This window comes from Enterobacter cloacae complex sp. P42RS, from assembly GCF_014930595.1.
Lineage (GTDB): Bacteria > Pseudomonadota > Gammaproteobacteria > Enterobacterales > Enterobacteriaceae > Enterobacter > Enterobacter bugandensis.
This window is the reverse complement of sequence record NZ_JADBRK010000011.1, coordinates 1-20495: the sequence shown is the minus strand read 5'-3', so window position 1 is coordinate 20495 and position 20495 is coordinate 1. Positions and strand designations below refer to the sequence as shown.

The 20495-nt window shown below is 56.4% G+C and carries 15 protein-coding genes and 2 rRNA genes; 6 read left to right on the top strand and 11 right to left on the bottom strand.

Annotated elements, in window-relative coordinates; genetic code table 11:
- Positions 1-31 precede the first annotated feature (31 nt).
- Positions 32-274 (bottom strand): exopolysaccharide production protein YjbE, encoded by a 243-nt coding sequence (yjbE, locus tag IM314_RS14225; protein ID WP_013095034.1) that lies wholly within the window; start codon positions 272-274, stop codon positions 32-34.
- 366 nt (positions 275-640) lie between these two features.
- Entirely contained in the window at positions 641-2290 is a 1650-nt protein-coding gene (gene pgi / locus IM314_RS14220) for a glucose-6-phosphate isomerase (protein ID WP_045631502.1), read from the bottom strand.
- 374 nt (positions 2291-2664) lie between these two features.
- On the opposite strand from pgi, the gene lysC reads away from it, so the two are divergent.
- The 3 genes from lysC (at position 2665) to IM314_RS14205 (ending at position 5375) form a co-directional block, all read left to right on the top strand.
- Complete coding sequence (lysC, locus tag IM314_RS14215; RefSeq protein ID WP_028015122.1) at positions 2665-4014, top strand: lysine-sensitive aspartokinase 3; 1350 nt, start codon at positions 2665-2667, stop codon at positions 4012-4014.
- A 93-nt stretch (positions 4015-4107) separates the two neighbouring features.
- Positions 4108-5052: a ketopantoate/pantoate/pantothenate transporter PanS gene (gene panS / locus IM314_RS14210; protein WP_047362611.1), complete on the top strand. Its 945-nt coding sequence runs from the start codon at positions 4108-4110 to the stop codon at positions 5050-5052.
- 50 nt (positions 5053-5102) lie between these two features.
- Positions 5103-5375, top strand: a complete 273-nt coding sequence (locus IM314_RS14205; protein ID WP_003860346.1) for a DUF3811 domain-containing protein — start codon at positions 5103-5105, stop codon at positions 5373-5375.
- On the opposite strand, the gene rluF is transcribed toward IM314_RS14205, so the two are convergent.
- Entirely contained in the window at positions 5376-6248 is an 873-nt protein-coding gene (rluF, locus tag IM314_RS14200; protein WP_022646725.1) for a 23S rRNA pseudouridine(2604) synthase RluF, read from the bottom strand. It abuts the gene before it with no gap.
- Between the two features lie 197 nt (positions 6249-6445).
- Here rluF and IM314_RS14195 point away from each other — a divergent pair, with 197 nt between their 5' ends.
- Together IM314_RS14195 and IM314_RS14190 are read left to right on the top strand one after the other, a co-directional pair.
- The gene (locus tag IM314_RS14195) at positions 6446-6748 is read left to right on the top strand and encodes a type II toxin-antitoxin system RelE/ParE family toxin (RefSeq protein ID WP_193359111.1); all 303 of its coding nucleotides are present in this window, start codon (positions 6446-6448) and stop codon (positions 6746-6748) included.
- Positions 6749-6754: 6 nt separating this feature from the next.
- A complete protein-coding gene (locus tag IM314_RS14190; RefSeq protein ID WP_041912091.1) occupies positions 6755-7042 on the top strand; it encodes an addiction module antidote protein in 288 nt (95 codons plus the stop codon).
- Here IM314_RS14190 and IM314_RS14185 read toward each other — a convergent pair.
- Both IM314_RS14185 and metH read right to left on the bottom strand, forming a co-directional pair.
- A complete protein-coding gene (locus IM314_RS14185; protein ID WP_041911578.1) occupies positions 7039-8670 on the bottom strand; it encodes a Na/Pi cotransporter family protein in 1632 nt (543 codons plus the stop codon). The two genes, IM314_RS14190 and IM314_RS14185, sit on opposite strands and share 4 nt — an antisense overlap.
- A 113-nt stretch (positions 8671-8783) precedes the next feature.
- A complete protein-coding gene (metH, locus tag IM314_RS14180) occupies positions 8784-12467 on the bottom strand; it encodes a methionine synthase (RefSeq protein WP_193359110.1) in 3684 nt (1227 codons plus the stop codon).
- A 193-nt stretch (positions 12468-12660) separates the two neighbouring features.
- Between metH and iclR the strand changes: the two genes are divergently transcribed.
- The gene (iclR, locus tag IM314_RS14175) at positions 12661-13488 is read left to right on the top strand and encodes a glyoxylate bypass operon transcriptional repressor IclR (RefSeq protein ID WP_072201792.1); all 828 of its coding nucleotides are present in this window, start codon (positions 12661-12663) and stop codon (positions 13486-13488) included.
- On the opposite strand, the gene aceK is transcribed toward iclR, so the two are convergent.
- From aceK to IM314_RS14145, 6 genes are all read right to left on the bottom strand, one after another.
- The gene (gene aceK / locus IM314_RS14170) at positions 13442-15205 is read right to left on the bottom strand and encodes a bifunctional isocitrate dehydrogenase kinase/phosphatase (protein WP_048998345.1); all 1764 of its coding nucleotides are present in this window, start codon (positions 15203-15205) and stop codon (positions 13442-13444) included. The two genes, iclR and aceK, sit on opposite strands and share 47 nt — an antisense overlap.
- A 51-nt stretch (positions 15206-15256) precedes the next feature.
- Positions 15257-16561, bottom strand: coding sequence for an isocitrate lyase (gene aceA / locus IM314_RS14165; protein ID WP_041911582.1), 1305 nt, complete (start codon positions 16559-16561; stop codon positions 15257-15259).
- A gap of 31 nt (positions 16562-16592) precedes the next feature.
- Positions 16593-18194 carry a malate synthase A gene (gene aceB, locus IM314_RS14160; RefSeq protein WP_059355147.1) on the bottom strand — a complete coding sequence of 534 codons (1602 nt, stop codon included), beginning with the start codon at positions 18192-18194 and terminating at the stop codon, positions 16593-16595.
- Positions 18195-18464: 270 nt separating this feature from the next.
- A complete protein-coding gene (metA, locus tag IM314_RS14155; RefSeq protein WP_048957448.1) occupies positions 18465-19394 on the bottom strand; it encodes a homoserine O-succinyltransferase in 930 nt (309 codons plus the stop codon).
- A gap of 176 nt (positions 19395-19570) precedes the next feature.
- A 5S ribosomal RNA gene (gene rrf, locus IM314_RS14150) occupies positions 19571-19686 on the bottom strand.
- Between the two features lie 67 nt (positions 19687-19753).
- Positions 19754-20495 (bottom strand): 23S ribosomal RNA (locus tag IM314_RS14145); the annotation flags it as partial.

Sequence of the window (20495 nt, the reverse complement as noted above, 5' to 3'; positions counted from 1 at the left end):
CGAAGTGTGGTTATGATTAAAACACCCGGTATTACTGGGTGCTGGTTGTCGTAGTGGTCGTGGTTCCGGTATTAGAGCCATCACCGCCACCGGTTGCCGCCAGCGCGACACCCACGGCTGAACTTACGGTGCTGGTGCTGGCTGCGGTAGAACTTCCCGCAGACGCAGACGTCGCTGCCGACCCTGCTGCTTCCCCGACCTGGACCGGAGCTGCATAGACAGACGTCGCCGCAAGTGCAGATATGGCAAAAATGCCATACAGTACTTTCTTCATAACAATTTCCCTTCAATGAATGAATGGAGATTTGCCCGAAAAGAAATTCAGGCGGAATCGAGTATACACAACTACAGCAGAGGGTTTACCGTGGGGGGAAATAGGGGGATGGTTTTCGGACTAATGGATAAAACAGAAACGAAAAACAAATATTTGAAATAAATAATCGATAAAAATCAATAAATTATAATATAGCCTTATTATCTTAGCTCTGCGTATTTTCTTAAAATAAACCGCAGCAATTAGCAGGTTAACCGCCTTTTTCAGATTAAACTCAGAGTCAAAATTTGAGTTAACTAACAGACATCAGGAATTATCCGATAAAAAAATGCCGGCATATCGCCGGCATTTTTCATGACATATTAATTACGCACGCCATGCTTTATAACGGTTAATCAAACCATTGGTGGAGCTGTCGTGGCTGTCGATGGCTTTATCGTCACCCAGCTCTGGCAGAATGCGGTTTGCCAGCTGTTTGCCCAGCTCAACGCCCCACTGGTCAAAGGTGAAGATGTTCAGGATCGCGCCCTGGGTGAAGATCTTGTGCTCGTACAGCGCAATCAGCGCGCCCAGGCTGAACGGGGTGATTTCGCGCAGCAGGATGGAGTTGGTTGGGCGGTTGCCTTCGAACACTTTGAACGGCACAACGTGCTCCAGCGTGGCCGGATCTTTACCCTGGTCACGGTATTCCTGCTCAACCACTTCGCGGGATTTACCGAACGCCAGCGCTTCGGTCTGTGCGAAGAAGTTAGACAACAGCTTCGGATGGTGGTCGGACAGCGGGTTGTGCGTGATCGCCGGGGCGATGAAATCGCACGGTACCATTTTGGTACCCTGGTGAATCAGCTGGTAGAACGCATGCTGGCCGTTGGTGCCCGGCTCGCCCCAGATGATCGGGCCAGTCTGGTAATCCACCGCGTTGCCGTTACGGTCAACGTACTTACCGTTGGATTCCATGTTGCCCTGCTGGAAGTAGGCCGCAAAACGGTGCATGTACTGGTCGTACGGCAGGATCGCTTCGGTTTCAGCGCCGAAGAAGTTGTTGTACCAGATACCGATCAGCGCCAGCAGCACCGGCAGGTTTTTCTCAGGCTCGGTGGTGGAGAAGTGTTTGTCCATCGCATGCGCGCCGGAGAGCAGCTCAACGAAGTTGTCAAAGCCCACGGACAGGATGATGGACAGACCGATTGCAGACCACAGCGAGTAGCGGCCGCCAACCCAGTCCCAGAACTCGAACATGTTCGCCGTATCGATGCCAAACTCGCCTACCGCTTTACCGTTGGTGGAGAGCGCCGCAAAGTGTTTCGCCACGTGCTTTTCGTCGCCCGCGGTTTTCAGGAACCAGTCGCGCGCGCTGTGGGCGTTGGTCATGGTTTCCTGGGTGGTAAAGGTTTTAGACGCCACCAGGAACAGGGTGGTTTCCGGGTTCACGTTTTTCAGCACTTCGGCGATGTGGGTACCATCGACGTTAGAGACAAAGTGCATGTTGAGGTGGTTTTTGTACGGGCGCAGCGCTTCGGTCACCATGAACGGGCCGAGGTCAGAGCCGCCGATACCGATGTTCACCACGTCGGTGATTGCTTTGCCGGTGTAGCCTTTCCAACTGCCGGAGATGATCGCTTCAGAGAAGGTTTTCATCTTTTCCAGCACCGCGTTTACTTCCGGCATCACATCTTTGCCGTCAACGATGATTGGCGTATTGCTACGGTTGCGCAGCGCCACGTGAAGCACGGCACGGTCTTCGGTGCGGTTGATCTTCTCGCCGGAGAACATGGATTTGATGGCGTCGGCCAGCTCGGTCTCTTTCGCCAGATCCTGCAGTTTTGCCAGCGTCTCTTCGGTAATGCGGTTCTTGGAGAAATCCACCAGCATGAGGTCATCGAAGGTCGCGGAGAACTTAGTGAAACGATCGGCATCTTTCGCGAACAGATCCGCGATGGTGACGTCTTTCATTTCATCATAATGTTTCTGGAGTGCCTGCCAGGCAGCGGTCTGCGTTGGGTTGATGTTTTTCATTAGCAATACTCTTCTGATTTGAGAATTGTGACTGCGGTCGATTGTAGCGCCTGCAAATAAAAATTGTGATGGTTTTTATGCCATTGCCCTGGTCTGCATCAAACGCAGGTGAAAAGACCCGAAAAGTATAGCTGCTGTCGCGCCCTTCCGGCGTGGCGAAATGTCGGTCAAAAGGGGGTAAAAAGGAGCATAAAATATGGGCCTGTTATAAGTCCTGTTTCTCAGGGGTACCCCCCCATAAAAAATCCGCATAATCCCAGCATTGACAGGACCTCCCCCGCATTTTATTTATAGGGCCGTATTTTGCGCCTGCACCTGTTTTCGTTTCATTCTTGTGCCAAGGTCGCTTATTCATTCCCTGACACGAGGTTGTTATGACGAGTTTTGTGGTCGCCAAGTTTGGCGGCACCAGTGTGGCCGATTACGATGCCATGAACCGCAGCGCCGATGTGGTGCTGGCCGATCCGAATACCCGCCTGGTGGTGCTCTCTGCATCCGCCGGCGTGACGAACCTGCTGGTTTCTCTGTCTGAAGGACTGGAAGCGACAGAACGTTTCGTGAAGCTGGATGCACTGCGCAAAATTCAGTTCGACATTCTTGAACGTCTGCAAAACCCGAACGTGATCCGCGAAGAAGTGGAGCGTCTGCTGGAAAATATCACCACCCTGGCAGAAGCGGCGTCCCTGGCAACCTCCACCGCCCTGACCGATGAACTGGTCAGCCACGGCGAGCTGATGTCCACCCTGCTGTTTGTTGAAATCATGCGCGAGCGTAACGTTCAGGCGCAGTGGTTTGACGTGCGTAAAGTGATGCGCACCAGCGATCGTTTTGGGCGCGCCGAACCGGACGTTGAAGTGCTGGCGGAGCTGACCAATCAGCAGCTGGCCCCGCGTCTGGCAGACGGCATCGTGATCACCCAGGGCTTTATCGGCAGCGAAGCGAAAGGACGCACGACCACGCTGGGCCGTGGCGGCAGCGACTACACCGCCGCGCTGCTGGGCGAAGCCCTGCACGCAACGCGCGTGGATATCTGGACTGACGTGCCGGGTATTTACACTACCGACCCGCGCGTGGTTTCCGCGGCAAAACGTATCGATGTAATCGCGTTTGAAGAAGCGGCGGAAATGGCCACCTTCGGTGCAAAAGTGCTGCATCCGGCAACGCTGCTGCCCGCCGTGCGCAGCGATATCCCGGTCTTCGTTGGCTCCAGTAAAGATCCAAAAGCGGGCGGGACGCTGGTCTGCAAGAAAACCGAGAACCCGCCGCTGTTCCGCGCGCTGGCCCTGCGCCGCCGCCAGACGCTGGTCACGCTGCACAGCCACAATATGCTGCACTCCCGCGGCTTCCTTGCGGAAGTGTTTGGCATCCTCGCGCGCCATAACATCTCTGTAGATTTGATTACCACCTCCGAAGTGAGCATTGCGCTGACGCTGGACACCACCGGCTCCACTTCCACCGGCGACACCCTCCTGACGCAGTCGCTGCTGATTGAGCTGTCTGAGCTGTGCCGCGTGGAGGTCGAAGAAGACCTGGCGCTGGTGGCCATCATCGGTAACAAGCTGTCTCGCGCCTGCGGCGTGGGCAAAGAGGTGTTCGGCGTGCTTGACCCGTTCAACATCCGCATGATCTGCTACGGCGCATCCAGCTATAACCTTTGCTTCCTGGTCCCTGCCGATCAGGCCGAGCAGGTGGTGCAGAAACTTCATCAGAATTTGTTTGAATAAAATTCGTTAGCACGTTAAACAATATCGATAAGCCGGGCACAGACCCGGCTTTTTCATAACTAAACAACACGACAATACTGCAAGGAATCCATTATGTTATCCGCCATCACGCGGCTGTTCCCGTTATGGGCGCTGCTGCTCTCCGTACTCGCGTATTACACCCCCACCACGTTCACCGGGATCGGTCCGTGGGTCACCACGCTGCTGATGCTGATCATGTTCGGCATGGGCGTGCACCTGAAAATCGACGATTTTAAACGCGTGCTGTCGCGCCCGGCGCCCGTCGCGGCAGGAATATTTTTGCACTACCTGGTGATGCCGCTCGCGGCCTGGCTGCTGGCGATGGCCTTTAAGATGCCGCCCGATCTCTCCGCCGGGATGGTGCTGGTGGGCAGCGTCGCCAGCGGTACGGCATCTAACGTGATGATCTATCTCGCGAAAGGTGACGTGGCGCTCTCCGTGACCATCTCTTCGGTATCCACGCTGGTTGGCGTGATTGCCACACCGCTGTTAACCCGCCTGTACGTGGACGCACATATTCAGGTGGACGTGATGGGCATGCTGCTCAGCATTCTGCAGATTGTGGTGATCCCGATTGCGCTGGGGCTGGTCATTCACCATCTTTTCCCACGCGTGGTGAAAGCGGTTGAGCCGTACCTGCCCGCGTTTTCGATGGTATGCATTCTGGCGATCATCAGCGCCGTGGTGGCCGGTTCCGCGTCGCACATTGCCTCGGTGGGCTTTGTGGTGATCGTCGCGGTGGTGCTGCATAACACCATTGGCCTGCTGGGCGGCTACTGGGGCGGGAAGCTGTTTGGCTTTGACGAGTCCACCTGCCGCACGCTGGCAATCGAGGTAGGGATGCAGAACTCCGGCCTGGCGGCGGCGCTGGGTAAAATTTACTTCTCACCGCTGGCGGCCCTGCCGGGCGCGCTGTTCTCCGTCTGGCACAATCTGTCCGGTTCGCTGCTGGCGGGCTACTGGTCCGGTAAACCGATTGATGAACAACCGAAAAAAGATGCGCTGAAGCAGGGTTAATTGACGCAGCTTGCTTTACACTGGAGCCTCCCCATCAGGAGGCTTCAGCAATGGCTACACCACGATTGACCCAGAAAGACATGACGGAAGCCGAGCAGCGCGAACTGAAAACGCTTCTCGACCGCGCCCGCATCGCCCATGGCCGCACGCTGACGAACGCCGAAACCAATCAGGTTAAAAAAGAGTACATCGACAAGCTGATGGCGCAACGTGAGGCTGCGGCGAAAAAAGCCCGCAAGCTGAAAAAAGAGCAGGCTTATAAGCCGGATGCAGAGGCGACCTTTTCCTGGTCCGCCAATACATCAACCCGTGGAAGGCGCTAATCAGCGCCCTTTCTTTTTGCGACCCGGCTGGGTAAAGCGTTTTCCGTTACCCGGCTTGCCCCGCCCTTTCTCTTCCGCCTGCGGTGCCTTCACCACCGGACGTTTAATCGCCTGCGTTTTCGGTTTGGCTTTGGCTTTCGGCTTCGCTTCGGACGAGGAGTTTTCGATAAGCTTGAACAGTTCAATCAGCTCGTCGTCCGTTAGGTCACGCCACTCGCCCAGCGGGATCCCGGACAGGCTGACGTTCATGATGCGCGTGCGTTCCAGCTTCGTCACTTCATAACCAAAATACTCGCACATGCGACGGATCTGGCGGTTCAGGCCCTGCACCAGGGTAATACGGAAGGCAAACGGCGCTTCTTTTTTGACCTTGCACTTCTTCGTGACGGTGCCCAGAATCGGCACGCCTGCGCCCATCCCGCGAATGAACTCGTCCGTCACCGGCTTGTTCACCGTCACGATGTACTCTTTCTCGTGGTCGTTACCGGCACGCAGAATTTTGTTCACCAGGTCGCCATGGTTGGTGAGGAAAATCAGCCCCTGAGAGTCTTTATCCAGACGGCCAATCGGGAAGATACGGCTGCTGTGGTTCACGAAATCAACGATGTTGTCCCGTTCACCGTCTTCCGTGGTGCTGACAATCCCAACCGGTTTGTTCAACGCGATAAACACCAGGTCTTCAGCATCACGCGGTTCGATGACCTGACCATTCACTTTAACCACATCGCCAGGCACCACCTGGTCGCCGATAGTGGCGCGTTTGCCGTTGAGGAACACATTACCTTGTTCAATGTAACGGTCCGCCTCGCGACGTGAGCAGATCCCGCTCTCGCTAATGTATTTGTTTAATCGGGTTGATTGAGTTGGCAGCATAGTTTCTCCTGTGAAGGGCGAAATATACCTTAGGTTTGGGCCGAAAAAAAAGATTAGCCGACGGTAACTGAGACGGGTTTTTTAGTTTGCGAGATGCTTTCAGGATTTAGCATCCTGTCATTTACCCATGTGTTCAAGCCTTTTAGTTTTGCTCTCCATGTAGAAGTGTTTGTAGTTTATAAATCACAGGGAGTAATATGAAGGAGATTGTTCAGACAGAATCCTTCCGACGCTGGGAGCAAAACTTAAAAGATCGACGAGCGAAGACCATTATCGCTTCCCGCCTCTTTCGGTTGGCAAATGGCTTAGCGGGCGACGTTAAACCCGTGGGAGAAGGTATAGGTGAGCTAAGGATCCACTTTGGTCCGGGCTACAGAATCTATTTTAAATACCAAAGCAATTGCATCATTGTGCTGTTATGTGGCGGTGACAAAAGCAGCCAGGACAGAGACATACTGATGGCAAAAATGCTGGGCAATGTATCCCAATGGCAGGAGTGAATGAGCATGCATAAATTAACACCTTACGATCCCGCCAACGCGTTGGTGGATGACGAGGAAATCGCCGTGTTTATCGCTGATGCACTAGAAACAGGCGACTCGACGTATATCGCTAAAGCCCTTGGTGTTGTCGCGCGAGCCAAAGGAATGTCGACCATTTCACAGCAAACCGGCTTATCACGTGAGCAGCTTTATCGTTCATTTAGTGATAAAGGAAACCCAACGCTCAAAACCACGCTCGCGGTCATGAAAGCATTGGGTTTTGGGTTAACACTCAAACACGCCGGGGATTAATACTCATCCCGTTCGTCATCTTCATCCGGCTGTTCCATCACGCTGTAGGCCACCGCGCAGAACAGCGAGTTAAGACGCTTCATATCCCCCAGCAGCCCCAGGTGCAGGGAGCTGGTCTCGATACTTTGCACGTTCTGCTGGTGCAGACGCTCAACGTGGGCGTGCGAGTAGCGGCGGTTGAGGATGCGGAAACGATGCTTGTTGCGGCGCAGGCGGCGCGCGCTCGGTACGTCGCTGGAGAAGAAGACCGACATCGCCAGCTTCAGGTTGCTCACCAGCTTTTCGTGCAGCGCTTCCAGCTCCTTCAGCCCTTCCACGGAGAACGCCCGACGCGCGGCCAGGGATTTGTCCGCGATTTCACTGCCCATACGCTCAACGATGTCCGAGGCCTGCTCAAGGTTAAGCGACATCTCAATGATTTCCGCCCAGCGGCGCGACTCCTCTTCCGCCAGTTCGTCCTGCGGGATACGCGCCAGATAGAGCTTGATGGCGGTATACAGCACGTTGATGTCGTCCGCCAGCCTGCGCAGCTCTTTTTCCTCGCGCGGCTCGCCGTGCATCACCTTTTTCAGCCCTTCGAGCATGGTTTCCATCGCGTCGCCCATGCGCAGCGTTTCGCGGGCGGCGTTGGCGATGGCCAGCGCGGGGGTGTCCAGCACGGAGGTATCCAGATGCTTCGGCTTAAGGCGCGCGTCCAGCTCCGGTTCATCACGGATAAGACGCTCGCAGAAGCGGGCCATCGGCGCGGCAAACGGCACCATAGCCAGACAGCGCACCAGGTTATAGAAGACGTGGAAGTAGATCACCAGCTCCGCTTTCGGCAGCGGGAGGTTGTCCATCAGGTTTGCCAGCGGATGGACAAACGGCAGAATAATCAGGCTGCCCACCAGCTTAAACAGCAAACTCCCCAGCGCCACGCGGCGGGCGGCAGCATTGGCCGCGCTGTTGTTGAGCATCGCCAGCAGGCCAGAGCCGAGGTTAGCGCCGATCACCAGACACAGCGCCACCGGGAAGGAGATCGCGCCCGCGGCGGTGAGCGTGGCCGTCAGCAGCACGGCGGCCAGGCTGGAGTAGCTGATGATGGCAAACACTGCCCCGATCAGCGCATCCAGCATAATGTCACCGGTCAGCGAGGCGAAGATGACCTGCACGCCGTTCGCCTGGGTGATAGGCGTCACCGCCTGCACAATCAGTTCCAGCGCCAGCAGAATCAGCCCGAGGCCAATGCCCACGCGGCCAAGCTGCCCGGCCCGGGTCTGCTTGCGGCCAAGGAAAAAGATCACACCGATGAAAATCAGCAGCGGCGACAGCCAGGAGAGATCGAACGTCAGGATACGCGCCATCAGCGCGGTACCGACGTCAGCACCCAGCACGATCACCAGCGCCGGGGCGAGCGCGACCAGATCCTGCGCCACGAACGAGGTGACGAGCATGGTGGTGGCATTGCTGCTTTGCACCAGCGCCGTGACGCCAATCCCCGCGCAGAAGGCGAGCGGCTTCTTCTCAACGCTGCCGCTGAGGACGGTACGTAAGCGCGCGCCGAACACGCGCATCACGCCGGTGCGGACAATATGGGTGCCCCATACGAGCAGTGCGACTGCCGAAAGCAGATGTAACAACGTCAGCACGGAAGTGGGTTCTCCTTATCGTTATAGATTTTATGATTAAGTATAAGGGTTTAAACGTAAGAAAGAGACAGGGCACCGTTGAGGTGCCCTGTTTGTTGTAAGGAAAAGTGACGTTAATCCGCGTCGTAGCCTAAATTCGGCGCCAGCCAGCGCTCTACCTCTGACACGCTCATGCCTTTGCGCAGGGCGTAGTCTTCGATCTGATCGCGCTGCAGCTGCGCCACGGCGAAGTACTTGCTGTCCGGATGACTGAAGTACCAGCCCGACACGGACGCGCCCGGCCACATAGCGAACGACTCGGTGAGCTTCATGCCGGTATGCGCTTCCACGTCCAGCAGTTTCCAGATAGTGCCTTTTTCGGTGTGTTCCGGACATGCCGGATAGCCCGGCGCCGGACGAATCCCCTGGTAGTTTTCGCGGATCAGCTCCTCGTTACTGAGGTTCTCATTCGCCGCGTAACCCCAGTACACCTTACGTACGCGTTCGTGCAGGTATTCAGCAAAGGCTTCCGCCAGGCGGTCGGCAATCGCTTTCACCATGATCTTATTGTAATCATCGTGTTGCGCTTCAAACGCGTCTGCCAGGGCGTCTTCTTCCAGACCGCCGGTTACCGCAAAGGCGCCGATATAGTCAGCTTTCCCGCTCAGCTTCGGCGCAACGAAATCCGCCAGGCAGTAGTTGGCAAAGCCCACTTTTTCGGTTTGCTGCCGCAGGTGATGGCTCACGGCCAGCACGTGGGTGCGGGTTTCATCGCGGTAGATTTCTACGTCGTCACCCACGCGGTTCGCCGGGAACAGCCCCACCACGCCGCGTGGGTTGAGGGTTTTCTCTGCGCTCAGCGTGTCCAGCATATCGTTGGCGTCTTTAAACAGACGCTTCGCCTCTTCGCCAACCACTTCATCCTCAAGGATGCGCGGATATTTGCCCGCCAGCGACCAGGTCATAAAGAACGGCGTCCAGTCAATGTAGTTGCGCAGCGTCTCGATGCTGGCCGTCACGTCCTGCACGCCCAGACGATGCGCGACCGGCGGCGTATAGCTTGCCCAGTCAAAGGCCAGGTCGTTATCGCGTGCGGCGGCGAGCGTCACCGGCGGCGTGCGCGGTTTTTTGCGCCCGTGCTGCACGCGAACGGTTTCGTACTCCTGGCGAGTGCGCGCCACAAAATCGTCGCGCTGAGTCTCGGAGAGCAGTGCGGAAACCACGCCCACCGTGCGCGAGGCGTTCTGCACGTAGACCGTCGGGCCGCTGTAGTTCTGCTCGATTTTCACCGCCGTGTGCGCTTTCGAGGTGGTCGCCCCGCCAATCAATAACGGAATGGTGAAACCCTGACGCTCCATCTCTTTTGCCACGTTGACCATTTCGTCGAGCGACGGCGTAATCAGGCCGGAGAGGCCAATCAGATCGGCGTTCACTTCGCGCGCGGTCTTGAGGATTTTATCCGCCGGAACCATCACGCCAAGGTCGATAATTTCGTAGTTATTACACTGCAGCACCACGCTAACAATATTTTTGCCGATGTCGTGTACGTCGCCCTTCACGGTGGCGATAACCATTTTACCGTTGCTGGAGCCCTTCTCTTTGCTGGCTTCGATGAAGGGTTCAAGATAAGCCACTGCCTGCTTCATGACGCGGGCGGATTTCACCACCTGCGGCAGGAACATCTTGCCCTCGCCGAACAGATCGCCGACCACGTTCATGCCGTCCATCAGCGGCCCTTCGATCACCTCAATCGGGCGGGCTGCCTGCTGACGCGCTTCCTCGGTGTCCTGCTCGATGAACTCGGTAATCCCTTTCACCAGCGAGTATTCCAGACGCTTTTTCACGTCCCAGGAACGCCACTCGGCCTGCTGAACATTGGCCGATTCATCCGATTTACTGCCGCGGTATTTTTCCGCCAGGTCGAGCATGCGCTCGGTGGCGTCGTCGCGACGGTTGAGGATCACGTCCTCTACGGCATCGCGCAGTTCGGCAGGCAGATCGTCGTAAATCGCCAGCTGTCCGGCGTTGACGATGCCCATGTCCATCCCATTGCGGATGGCGTAGTAGAGGAACACGGCGTGGATCGCCTCACGCACCGGGTCGTTGCCGCGGAACGAGAACGAGACGTTCGACACGCCGCCGGAGATCAGCGCATGCGGCAGCTCGCGCTTGATGTCTTCACACGCGCCGATAAAGTCCTGGGCGTAGTTGTTGTGCTCTTCGATGCCGGTCGCGACGGCAAAGATGTTCGGGTCGAAAATAATGTCTTCCGGCGGGAAGCCCACCTCTTCGGTCAGAATTTTGTACGCGCGGCGGCATATCTCAATTTTGCGCTCGCGGGTGTCGGCCTGGCCCACCTCATCGAAGGCCATCACCACCACGGCCGCACCGTAGCGGCGCACCCTCTTCGCGTGGTGGATAAAGATATCCACGCCCTCTTTCATCGAGATGGAGTTAACGATGCCTTTGCCCTGAATGCACTTCAGCCCTTTTTCGATGACCTCCCACTTGGAGGAGTCAATCATGATCGGCACGCGGGCGATATCCGGCTCACCGGCAATCAGGTTGAGGAAACGCACCATCGCCGCTTCGGCGTCAAGCATCCCCTCGTCCATGTTGATATCGATAATCTGCGCCCCGCTTTCCACCTGCTGGCGGGCGACGTCCAGCGCTTCGCTGTACTTCTCTTCTTTGATCAGGCGCTTGAATTTAGCGGAACCGGTAACGTTGGTACGTTCACCCACGTTCACAAACAGGCTGTCGTCGCCGATGGTCAACGGCTCCAGGCCGGAGAGGCGACAGGCAACCGGCAGCTCTGGCAGCTTGCGCGGCGGCAGCCCGGCCACGGCGCGGCTCATGGCGGCGATGTGCTCCGGCGTGGTGCCGCAGCAGCCGCCGACGATGTTCAGGAAGCCTGACTCGGCCCACTCGCGGATTTGCGCCGCCATGGTGTCAGCATCCAGATCGTACTCGCCAAACGCGTTCGGCAGACCGGCGTTCGGATGCGCGGTAACGTAGCATTCGGCGATGCGCGAAAGCTCCTGCACGTACTGGCGCAGTTCGTCTGGTCCCAGCGCGCAATTCAGGCCGAAGGAGAGCGCGTCGGCGTGGCGCAGGGAGTTATAAAACGCTTCGGTTGTCTGGCCGGACAGGGTGCGGCCGGAGGCGTCGGTGATGGTGCCGGAGATCATGATCGGCAGGTCAACGCCCAGCGCCTCAAACTCCTCTTTCACCGCGTATATCGCGGCTTTGGCGTTGAGGGTATCGAACACCGTTTCAATCAGGATCAGGTCGGAGCCACCTTCCACCAGCGCTTTGGTCGATTCACGATACGCCGTAACCAGCTGGTCAAAGGTGATATTACGAAACGCCGGGTCGTTGACGTCCGGTGAAATCGACGCGGTGCGGTTGGTCGGGCCAAGCACCCCGGCAACGTAGCGCGGCTTGTCCGGCGTGCGGGCCGTCCACTCGTCGGCACAGGCGCGGGCGAGCCTGGCCGCCTCATAGTTGATCTCCGCCGACAGGGATTCCATCTGGTAATCCGCCATGGCGATGGTTGTCGAGTTGAAGGTGTTGGTTTCTACAATATCCGCACCTGCTTCGAAGTAGGCGTTGTGGATATCCTTAATCACGGACGGCTTGCTGAGCACCAGCAGGTCGTTGTTCCCTTTCAGGTCGCAGGGCCAGTCGGCGAAGCGCTCGCCGCGGAAATCGTCTTCGCTCAGACGATAGCTCTGGATCATGGTGCCCATGCCGCCGTCCAGCACCAGAATTCGTTCATTTAACTGCGCACGCAGTTGCTCTACTTTGCTGCTCACACTTGCTCCCGACAACGCTCAACAAGGCCAAAAGGCTGCGTTCCATACTGGCACAATCTCGCAGGGTGGAAAAGTCACGCCGCGGTAACATGAGACATGTTCACCATCACTCCTCCGATCAGTCAGGAAAGCGGTTGCAAATTCACCAAATAAAACGAAAATGATTTCCACGATACAGAAAAAGGAGATCGTCATGGTCGCGACCGTTCCCGCCAAACGCGGCAGAAAACCTGCCGCCACCGCCGCTGCACAACCCGGCGGACAGGTTCAATCCCTGACGCGCGGTCTGAAGCTGCTGGAGTGGATAGCCGAGTCGCACGGCAGCGTGGCCCTGACGGAGCTGGCCCAGCAGGCTGGCCTGCCGAACTCCACCACGCACCGCCTGCTGACCACCATGCAGCAGTTGGGCTTTGTCCGCCAGGTCGGCGAGCTGGGGCACTGGGCGGTGGGCGCGCATGCGTTTATCGTGGGCAGCAGCTTCCTGCAGAGCCGTAACCTGCTGGCGATTGTGCATCCGATTCTGCGCAAGCTGATGGAGGAGTCCGGCGAAACCGTCAACCTCGCGGTGCTGGACCAGAGCGACCACCAGGCGATTATCATCGACCAGGTGCAGTGCACGCAGCTGATGCGCATGTCCGCGCCGATTGGCGGCAAGCTGCCGATGCACGCCTCCGGGGCGGGGAAAGCGTTTTTGTCGCAGCTGAGCGAAGAGCAGGTGACGGGGCTGCTGCACCGTAAAGGGCTGCACGCCTATACCCACGCCACGCTGGTGTCGCCAGTGCATCTGAAAGAAGATCTGGCGTTGACCCGCAAGCGCGGCTATTCGTTTGATGACGAAGAACATGCGCTGGGGCTGCGCTGCCTCGCGTCCTGTATTTTCGACGAACATCGCGAGCCGTTTGCTGCGATCTCCATCTCTGGCCCCATCTCACGTATGACCGACGACCGGGTGACCGAGCTGGGCGCGCTGGTGATTAAGGCCGCGAAAGAGGTGACGCTGGCGTACGGTGGGATTCGTTAAACCGCACACAAAACCGCTGCTTGCGGCGGTAAGCGTACACATCCTCCACATGCCCATTTTTGATCCGCGTTTGTAGCCCGCGCCAGTAGCTGGCGTGGAACAGATCTTCATGCATTTCTTCAAATAACGGCCCGATGCGTGGGTCCGCACACAGCCAATGGCGAAACTCCTCGGGAAACACATCGCCCGGCGAAACGCTGTACCACGGCTCGCTGGAGAGCTCATCCTCCGGGTAACGGGGCGGCGGGATATCGCGAAAGTTCACCTCGGTCATGTAGCAAATTTCATCGTAATCGTAGAACACCACCCGCCCGTGCCGGGTGACGCCGAAGTTTTTAAACAGCATATCGCCAGGGAAGATATTGGCGGCGGCGAGCTGGCGGATGGCGTTGCCGTACTCTTCGATGGCATCACGTAATGCCTGGCCCTCTGACTGTTCCAGCCAGATATTGAGCGGCACCATACGGCGCTCAATATAGAGATGGCTAATCGCTATTTTATCGCCCAGATCGGTGATTTTCGTCGGCGCTTCCTGCATTAACAGCGACATGAGCGCCGGATCGATCTGCTGCTTATCCAGCACAAAGTTTTCAAACTCCTGGGTATCGGCCATTCGCCCGACGCGATCGTGCTCTTTTACCAGCTGATAGCAGGCGCGGACGTGCGCGGCGGTCATCTCTTTCTGCGGGGCGAATCTGTCTTTTATCACCTTAAAGACCCGGTCGAAGCCCGGCAGCGTGAAGACCAGCATCACCATGCCGCGGATACCTGGCGCTTCGATAAACTGCTCATCCGCCGCGGTGACATATCGCAGGTATTCCCGATAACTTTCCGTTTTGGCATGCTTCTGACAGCCAATCGCCATATACAGCTCGGCGGTGGTTTTACCTGGCAGGATCTCGCGCAGCCACTCCACCAGGGCGGCAGGCAGCGGGGCGTACACCATGAAATAGGAGCGGGCGAAGCCAAATACGATGCTGGCCTCGGCGCTGGTGGTCAGGCAGGTATCGACAAACAGTTCGCCGTCGTCGGTACGGTGAATGGGCAACAGAAACGGCACAATGGCCGTCGGCGTAACCAGTTTGCCCACCAGCCAGGCGGCCTTATTCCGGTAGAACAGCTCGTTGGCCACCTGCAAATGGCTACGGCTGAGCACCTCCTCGCCGTAGGTTTCACGAAGATGCGCATGGATATAGCCGATATCCCGGAGCTTGTTCTCCCACGGCAGGCGCAGCGGCAAATCCGTTAAGATGCGATGCAGGAGCTTTTCCCACCCGCGATCGGGAAAGAAATCTTTCGCCAGCGGACGCGGAATGGTACGGAAGCGGCGCTCAGGCTGGGAGCTGAAGATAAATAACCGCTCAGGAGATAATGAGCGGTGGTCAAATAACCGGCAATAGACGGAGTTGAAAAAGCTCTCCGCAATCTCGAAGCGAGGGTAGTCGGGTAACAGATGGGTGTAATGCTCTTTCACGCGCAGTAAAAATGCCGCGTCCGGGCTTTTACCGTCGGTAATACAGCGCAGCTGCTCCACCACCAGACCCACATGGTGGTCATAGAGATGAATACGCTGCTTCATGGCCTGCTGAACCGCATGCCAGTCTGCATGTTCGAAGCGCTGCTGCGCGCCGGAGGTCACTTCCAGAAAACGACCATACTGGGCATCAAAGCCCTGCAGAATGGTTTGGGCAATCAGTAATTCCAGGCCACGCGACATATATTCCCCCTCACCACCAACCCTCTCCCCAGGGGGGAGAGGGGGAAAAGATTAGAACTGTGCTTCTTCCGTTGAACCCGTCAAGGCGGTGACGGAGGAGGTGCCGCCCTGAATAATCGTGGTCACATTATCAAAGTAGCCGGTGCCCACTTCCTGCTGGTGAGAGACGAAGGTATAACCATCTTTGCCCGCCGCAAACTCCGGCTGCTGCACCTTCTCAACGTAGTGCTTCATGCCCTCCCCCTGCGCGTAAGCGTGCGCCAGGTCGAACATGTTGAACCACATGCTGTGGATGCCTGCCAGGGTGATGAACTGGTACTTGTAGCCCATATCCGACAGCTGCTGCTGGAAGCTGGCGATGGTTTTGTCATCCAGCTTTTTCTGCCAGTTGAAGGACGGCGAACAGTTGTAGGCCAGCAGTTTGCCCGGGTATTTCGCATGAATCGCATCGGCAAAGCGCTTCGCCAGCGCCAGATCCGGCGTGGACGTTTCACACCAGACCAGGTCGGCGTAAGGGGCATAGGCCAGGCCGCGGCTGATGGCCTGTTCGATACCGGCATGCGTGCGATAGAACCCCTCGCTGGTGCGCTCGCCGGTAATAAATTCGCTATCGTACGGATCGCAGTCAGAGGTGATCAGGTCTGCCGCATCCGCATCGGTACGGGCAATCACCAGCGTCGGCACGCCGAGCACGTCAGCAGCCAGACGCGCGGCAACCAGCTTCTGAATCGCTTCCTGGGTCGGGACGAGAACTTTTCCGCCCATATGCCCGCACTTCTTCACCGACGCCAGCTGGTCTTCGAAGTGAACGGCCGCTGCACCGGCCTCAATCATCGATTTCATCAGTTCGAAGGCGTTCAGCACGCCGCCGAAGCCCGCTTCCGCATCCGCCACGATCGGCAGGAAGTAATCAATAAAACGCGGATCGTTGGGCTCGATGCCTGCGGCCCACTGGATCTGATCCGCGCGGCGGAAGGTATTGTTGATCCGATCCACCACCGACGGTACCGAGTTGGCCGGATAAAGAGATTGATCCGGATACATGCTGGAGGCCAGGTTGGCGTCCGCCGCGACCTGCCAGCCGGAAAGGTAAATGGCTTCTATGCCGGCCTTCGCCTGCTGCAATGCCTGACCGCCGGTCAGCGCACCGAGGCTGTTGATATAACCCTTTTTGGAGCCACCGTGCAGCAGCTTCCACATTTTCGCCGCACCGTTCTGTGCCAGCGTGCATTCCGGGTTGACCGAGCCGCGTAATTTCACCACGTCCTCCGCGCTGTAAGGACGGCGGATGCCTTCCCAGCGCGGTTGAGTCCACTCTTTCTTTAATTCTTCGATTTGTTGGGTACGGGTTTTCATGTGCAGATGCTCCATATTGTTATGTGGTGAGTTACGCCAGGAAGCGGTAGCCCGGCAGGGTCAGGAAGTCGATTAAGTCATCTGATGTGGTGATTTGCTCCATCAGCCGCGCTGCGTCGTCAAAGCGTCCGCTGCTGAAGCGGTGTTCGCCCAGCTCGTCCTGGATGACCCGCATCTCTTCGGCCAGCATCTGACGGAACAGGGCTTTGGTGACCGGCTTGCCGTTGCTGAGCGTTTTTTGATGGTGGATCCACTGCCAGATAGAGGTGCGCGAAATTTCCGCCGTGGCAGCATCTTCCATCAGGCCGTAGATAGGCACGCAGCCGTTGCCGGAGATCCACGCTTCGATGTACTGGACCGCGACGCGAATATTGGCACGCATCCCCTCTTCCGTTCGCTCGCCCGCGCACGGTGCCAGCAGCTGTTCTTCAGCCGTTGGGGCATCTTCTTCGCGCGTGACAAACAGCTGATTTTTGTTATCGCCGAGTACGCGATTGAAGACCTCCATCGCCGTATCGGCCAGGCCCGGATGGGCAATCCACGTGCCGTCGTGACCGTTACGGGCTTCCAGCTCTTTATCGGCTTTCACCTTGTTGAGCACCTGATTATTGCGCTCCGCGTCTTTGCTCGGAATAAAGGCCGCCATGCCGCCCATCGCAAAGGCACCGCGCTTGTGGCAGGTTTTAATCAGCAGACGCGAATAGGCGCTCAGGAAGGGTTTATCCATGGTCACGACCTGGCGGTCCGGCAGCACGCGATCGGGATAGTTTTTCAGCGTCTTGATGTAGCTGAAAATATAGTCCCAGCGTCCGCAGTTCAGGCCGACAATGTGGTCGCGCAGGGCATGCAGAATTTCATTCATCTGGAACACGGCGGGCAGCGTTTCAATCAGCAGCGTGGCCTTGATCGTGCCGCGCGGCAGGTTGAAGCGATCTTCCGCGTAGCTGAATACTTCACTCCACCAGGCGGCTTCCTGCCAGGCCTGCGTTTTTGGCAGATAGAAATAGGGACCGCTACCTTTTGCCAGCAGGTTTTTGTAGTTATGGTAGAAATAGAGTGCGAAATCAAACAGGCTGCCCGGAATGGCTTCTCCACGCCATGTGACATGTTTTTCAGGCAGGTGCAGACCTCGTACACGACAGATCAGCACCGCCGGATTCGGTTTGAGCTGGTAGATTTTCCCGGCTTCGTTGGTGTAGCTGATGGTGCCGTTGACGGCATCGCGCAGGTTGATCTGCCCGTCGATAACTTTGTTCCAGTCCGGGGCCAGCGAGTCTTCAAAATCGGCCATAAAGACTTTAACGTTGGCGTTCATGGCGTTGATCACCATTTTGCGCTCTACCGGACCAGTGATCTCAACGCGACGATCCTGTAAATCTTCAGGAATGCCGCGGATTTTCCACTCACCACGGCGAATGGAAGCAGTTTCCGAAATAAATCCTGGCAACTTGCCGTTATCGATTTCCTGCTGTTGATGAATGCGTGCCGCCAGCAGCTTATTGCGCTGCGGCGTAAAGCGGGTCACCAGCTCAGTCAGAAACTCTACCGCTTCGGCCGTCAAAACCTGCTGTTCTTGCTCACCATTCGGCTGGGTAAAGGTCAATTCATCGACCGTGGTTGCCTGTTGAGTCATCGTTCTGCTCCTCATCAAAGATCCAAAATCACGCCCCCAATGCGAACGAAAGATCGTTGTGTAGTTTTCGCTCAGCAGAATTAAGACTATCTATAATTTTTCCAAAATCAAAAACAATTTCCATTTTAATTTTAATTACAACGCAACATGATGATTAATATAGAGTTAAAGTTTCCTGGTATGTTGAACGGGATTTCGGAAATAAAAAAGGCACCCGAAGGTGCCTGATCTGAATAGCTGAAACGCTTTAGGATCGTTTAATGCAGACGATTACTCCAGCGTCGGATTCATGTGGCGAAGATCGTACGGCGTAATCTGGTAGACGTAATAGTTGAGCCAGTTAGTGAACAGCAGATTTCCGTGGCTGCGCCAGGTGGCTCCTGGTTTGTTTTGCGGATCGTTTTTCGGAAAATAGTTGTACGGGATATCCGGATTAAGACCCGCTTCGACATCACGAAAATACTCTGATGCGAGAGTATCGGGATCATACTCAGGATGGCCGGTAACGAACGCGATACGTTTGTCTTTACTGGCAAACAGGTAGGCATCCCCGTCTTCCGTTTCGGCCAGGATCTCCAGATCGGTGTAATCACGAATCAGCTGGGCCGGAAAATCGGCGTAGCGAGAATGCGGGGCCAGGAAGGTGTCATCAAAACCACGCGTCAGCAGCGCGTGTGGATGAAGAATGTGGTGTTCGTATACGCCGGAGAGCTTTTGAGTGCGGGTTTGCTTGGGAATACCGTAGAGAATGTTGAGTGCGGCCTGTACCGCCCAGCAGACAAACAGCGTTGACGTGACGTGATCTTTTGCCCACTCCAGCACCTGTTTGATCTGCGGCCAGTAAGCAACATCGTTAAATTCAACCAGACCGAGCGGCGCGCCTGTCACAATCAGTCCGTCGAAGTTTTCCCCCCGAATATCTTCGAAGTTACAGTAGAAGTTATTCAGATGCTCAGAGGGCGTGTTACGTGACTCGCGGGCATCAATACGCAGCAGTTGAATATCGACCTGCAGCGGGGAGTTCGACAGCAGACGCAGAAACTGGTTCTCAGTCTCAATCTTTTTCGGCATCAGGTTGAGGATGAGAACCTTCAGCGGGCGAATTTCCTGACCTGTCGCGCGTGAAGCCGTCATCACGAAGACGTTCTCTTCACGTAAGAAATTGACGGCTGGTAGCTCGTCCTGCACCCGAATCGGCATAACCTTACTTCCTCACAATATACGTATAAACGTTTAGACATCCAGACAGCTAACGATACCCAGAAATGGTATGAATGTCGAGCCTGCAAGTCGAAGGTGAGAAAGTTTCAGGGAGAGGGAGAAAAACAAAAGCAAAAAACCCCGCACCTTACGGTACGGGGTTCTTCTTGATTGATGCCTGGCAGTTCCCTACTCTCACATGGGGAGACCCCACACTACCATCGGCGCTACGGCGTTTCACTTCTGAGTTCGGCATGGGGTCAGGTGGGACCACCGCGCTAAAGCCGCCAGGCAAATTCTGTTAATCTGTATCAGGCTGAAAATCGTGTCTCTCACCGCCAAAACAGCTTCGGCGTTGTAAGGTTAAGCCTCACGGTTCATTAGTACCGGTTAGCTCAACGCATCGCTGCGCTTACACACCCGGCCTATCAACGTCGTCGTCTTCAACGTTCCTTCAGGAGACTTAAAGTCTCAGGGAGAACTCATCTCGGGGCAAGTTTCGTGCTTAGATGCTTTCAGCACTTATCTCTTCCGCATTTAGCTACCGGGCAGTGCCATTGGCATGACAACCCGAACACCAGTGATGCGTCCACTCCGGTCCTCTCGTACTAGGAGCAGCCCCCCTCAATTCTCCAGCGCCCACGGCAGATAGGGACCGAACTGTCTCACGACGTTCTAAACCCAGCTCGCGTACCACTTTAAATGGCGAACAGCCATACCCTTGGGACCTACTTCAGCCCCAGGATGTGATGAGCCGACATCGAGGTGCCAAACACCGCCGTCGATATGAACTCTTGGGCGGTATCAGCCTGTTATCCCCGGAGTACCTTTTATCCGTTGAGCGATGGCCCTTCCATTCAGAACCACCGGATCACTATGACCTGCTTTCGCACCTGCTCGAGCCGTCACTCTCGCAGTCAAGCTAGCTTATGCCATTGCACTAACCTCCTGATGTCCGACCAGGATTAGCTAACCTTCGTGCTCCTCCGTTACTCTTTGGGAGGAGACCGCCCCAGTCAAACTACCCACCAGACACTGTCCGCAACCCGGATCACGGGTCCACGTTAGAACACCAGCCATTAAAGGGTGGTATTTCAAGGA

Coding starts and splice junctions, on each gene's coding strand:
- yjbE (WP_013095034.1), bottom strand. CDS start 274: ATGAAGAAAGTACTGTATGGCATTTTTGCCATATCTGCACTTGCGGCG.
- pgi (WP_045631502.1), bottom strand. CDS start 2,290: ATGAAAAACATCAACCCAACGCAGACCGCTGCCTGGCAGGCACTCCAG.
- lysC (WP_028015122.1), top strand. CDS start 2,665: ATGACGAGTTTTGTGGTCGCCAAGTTTGGCGGCACCAGTGTGGCCGAT.
- panS (WP_047362611.1), top strand. CDS start 4,108: ATGTTATCCGCCATCACGCGGCTGTTCCCGTTATGGGCGCTGCTGCTC.
- IM314_RS14205 (WP_003860346.1), top strand. CDS start 5,103: ATGGCTACACCACGATTGACCCAGAAAGACATGACGGAAGCCGAGCAG.
- rluF (WP_022646725.1), bottom strand. CDS start 6,248: ATGCTGCCAACTCAATCAACCCGATTAAACAAATACATTAGCGAGAGC.
- IM314_RS14195 (WP_193359111.1), top strand. CDS start 6,446: ATGAAGGAGATTGTTCAGACAGAATCCTTCCGACGCTGGGAGCAAAAC.
- IM314_RS14190 (WP_041912091.1), top strand. CDS start 6,755: ATGCATAAATTAACACCTTACGATCCCGCCAACGCGTTGGTGGATGAC.
- iclR (WP_072201792.1), top strand. CDS start 12,661: ATGGTCGCGACCGTTCCCGCCAAACGCGGCAGAAAACCTGCCGCCACC.
- aceK (WP_048998345.1), bottom strand. CDS start 15,205: ATGTCGCGTGGCCTGGAATTACTGATTGCCCAAACCATTCTGCAGGGC.
- aceA (WP_041911582.1), bottom strand. CDS start 16,561: ATGAAAACCCGTACCCAACAAATCGAAGAATTAAAGAAAGAGTGGACT.
- aceB (WP_059355147.1), bottom strand. CDS start 18,194: ATGACTCAACAGGCAACCACGGTCGATGAATTGACCTTTACCCAGCCG.
- metA (WP_048957448.1), bottom strand. CDS start 19,394: ATGCCGATTCGGGTGCAGGACGAGCTACCAGCCGTCAATTTCTTACGT.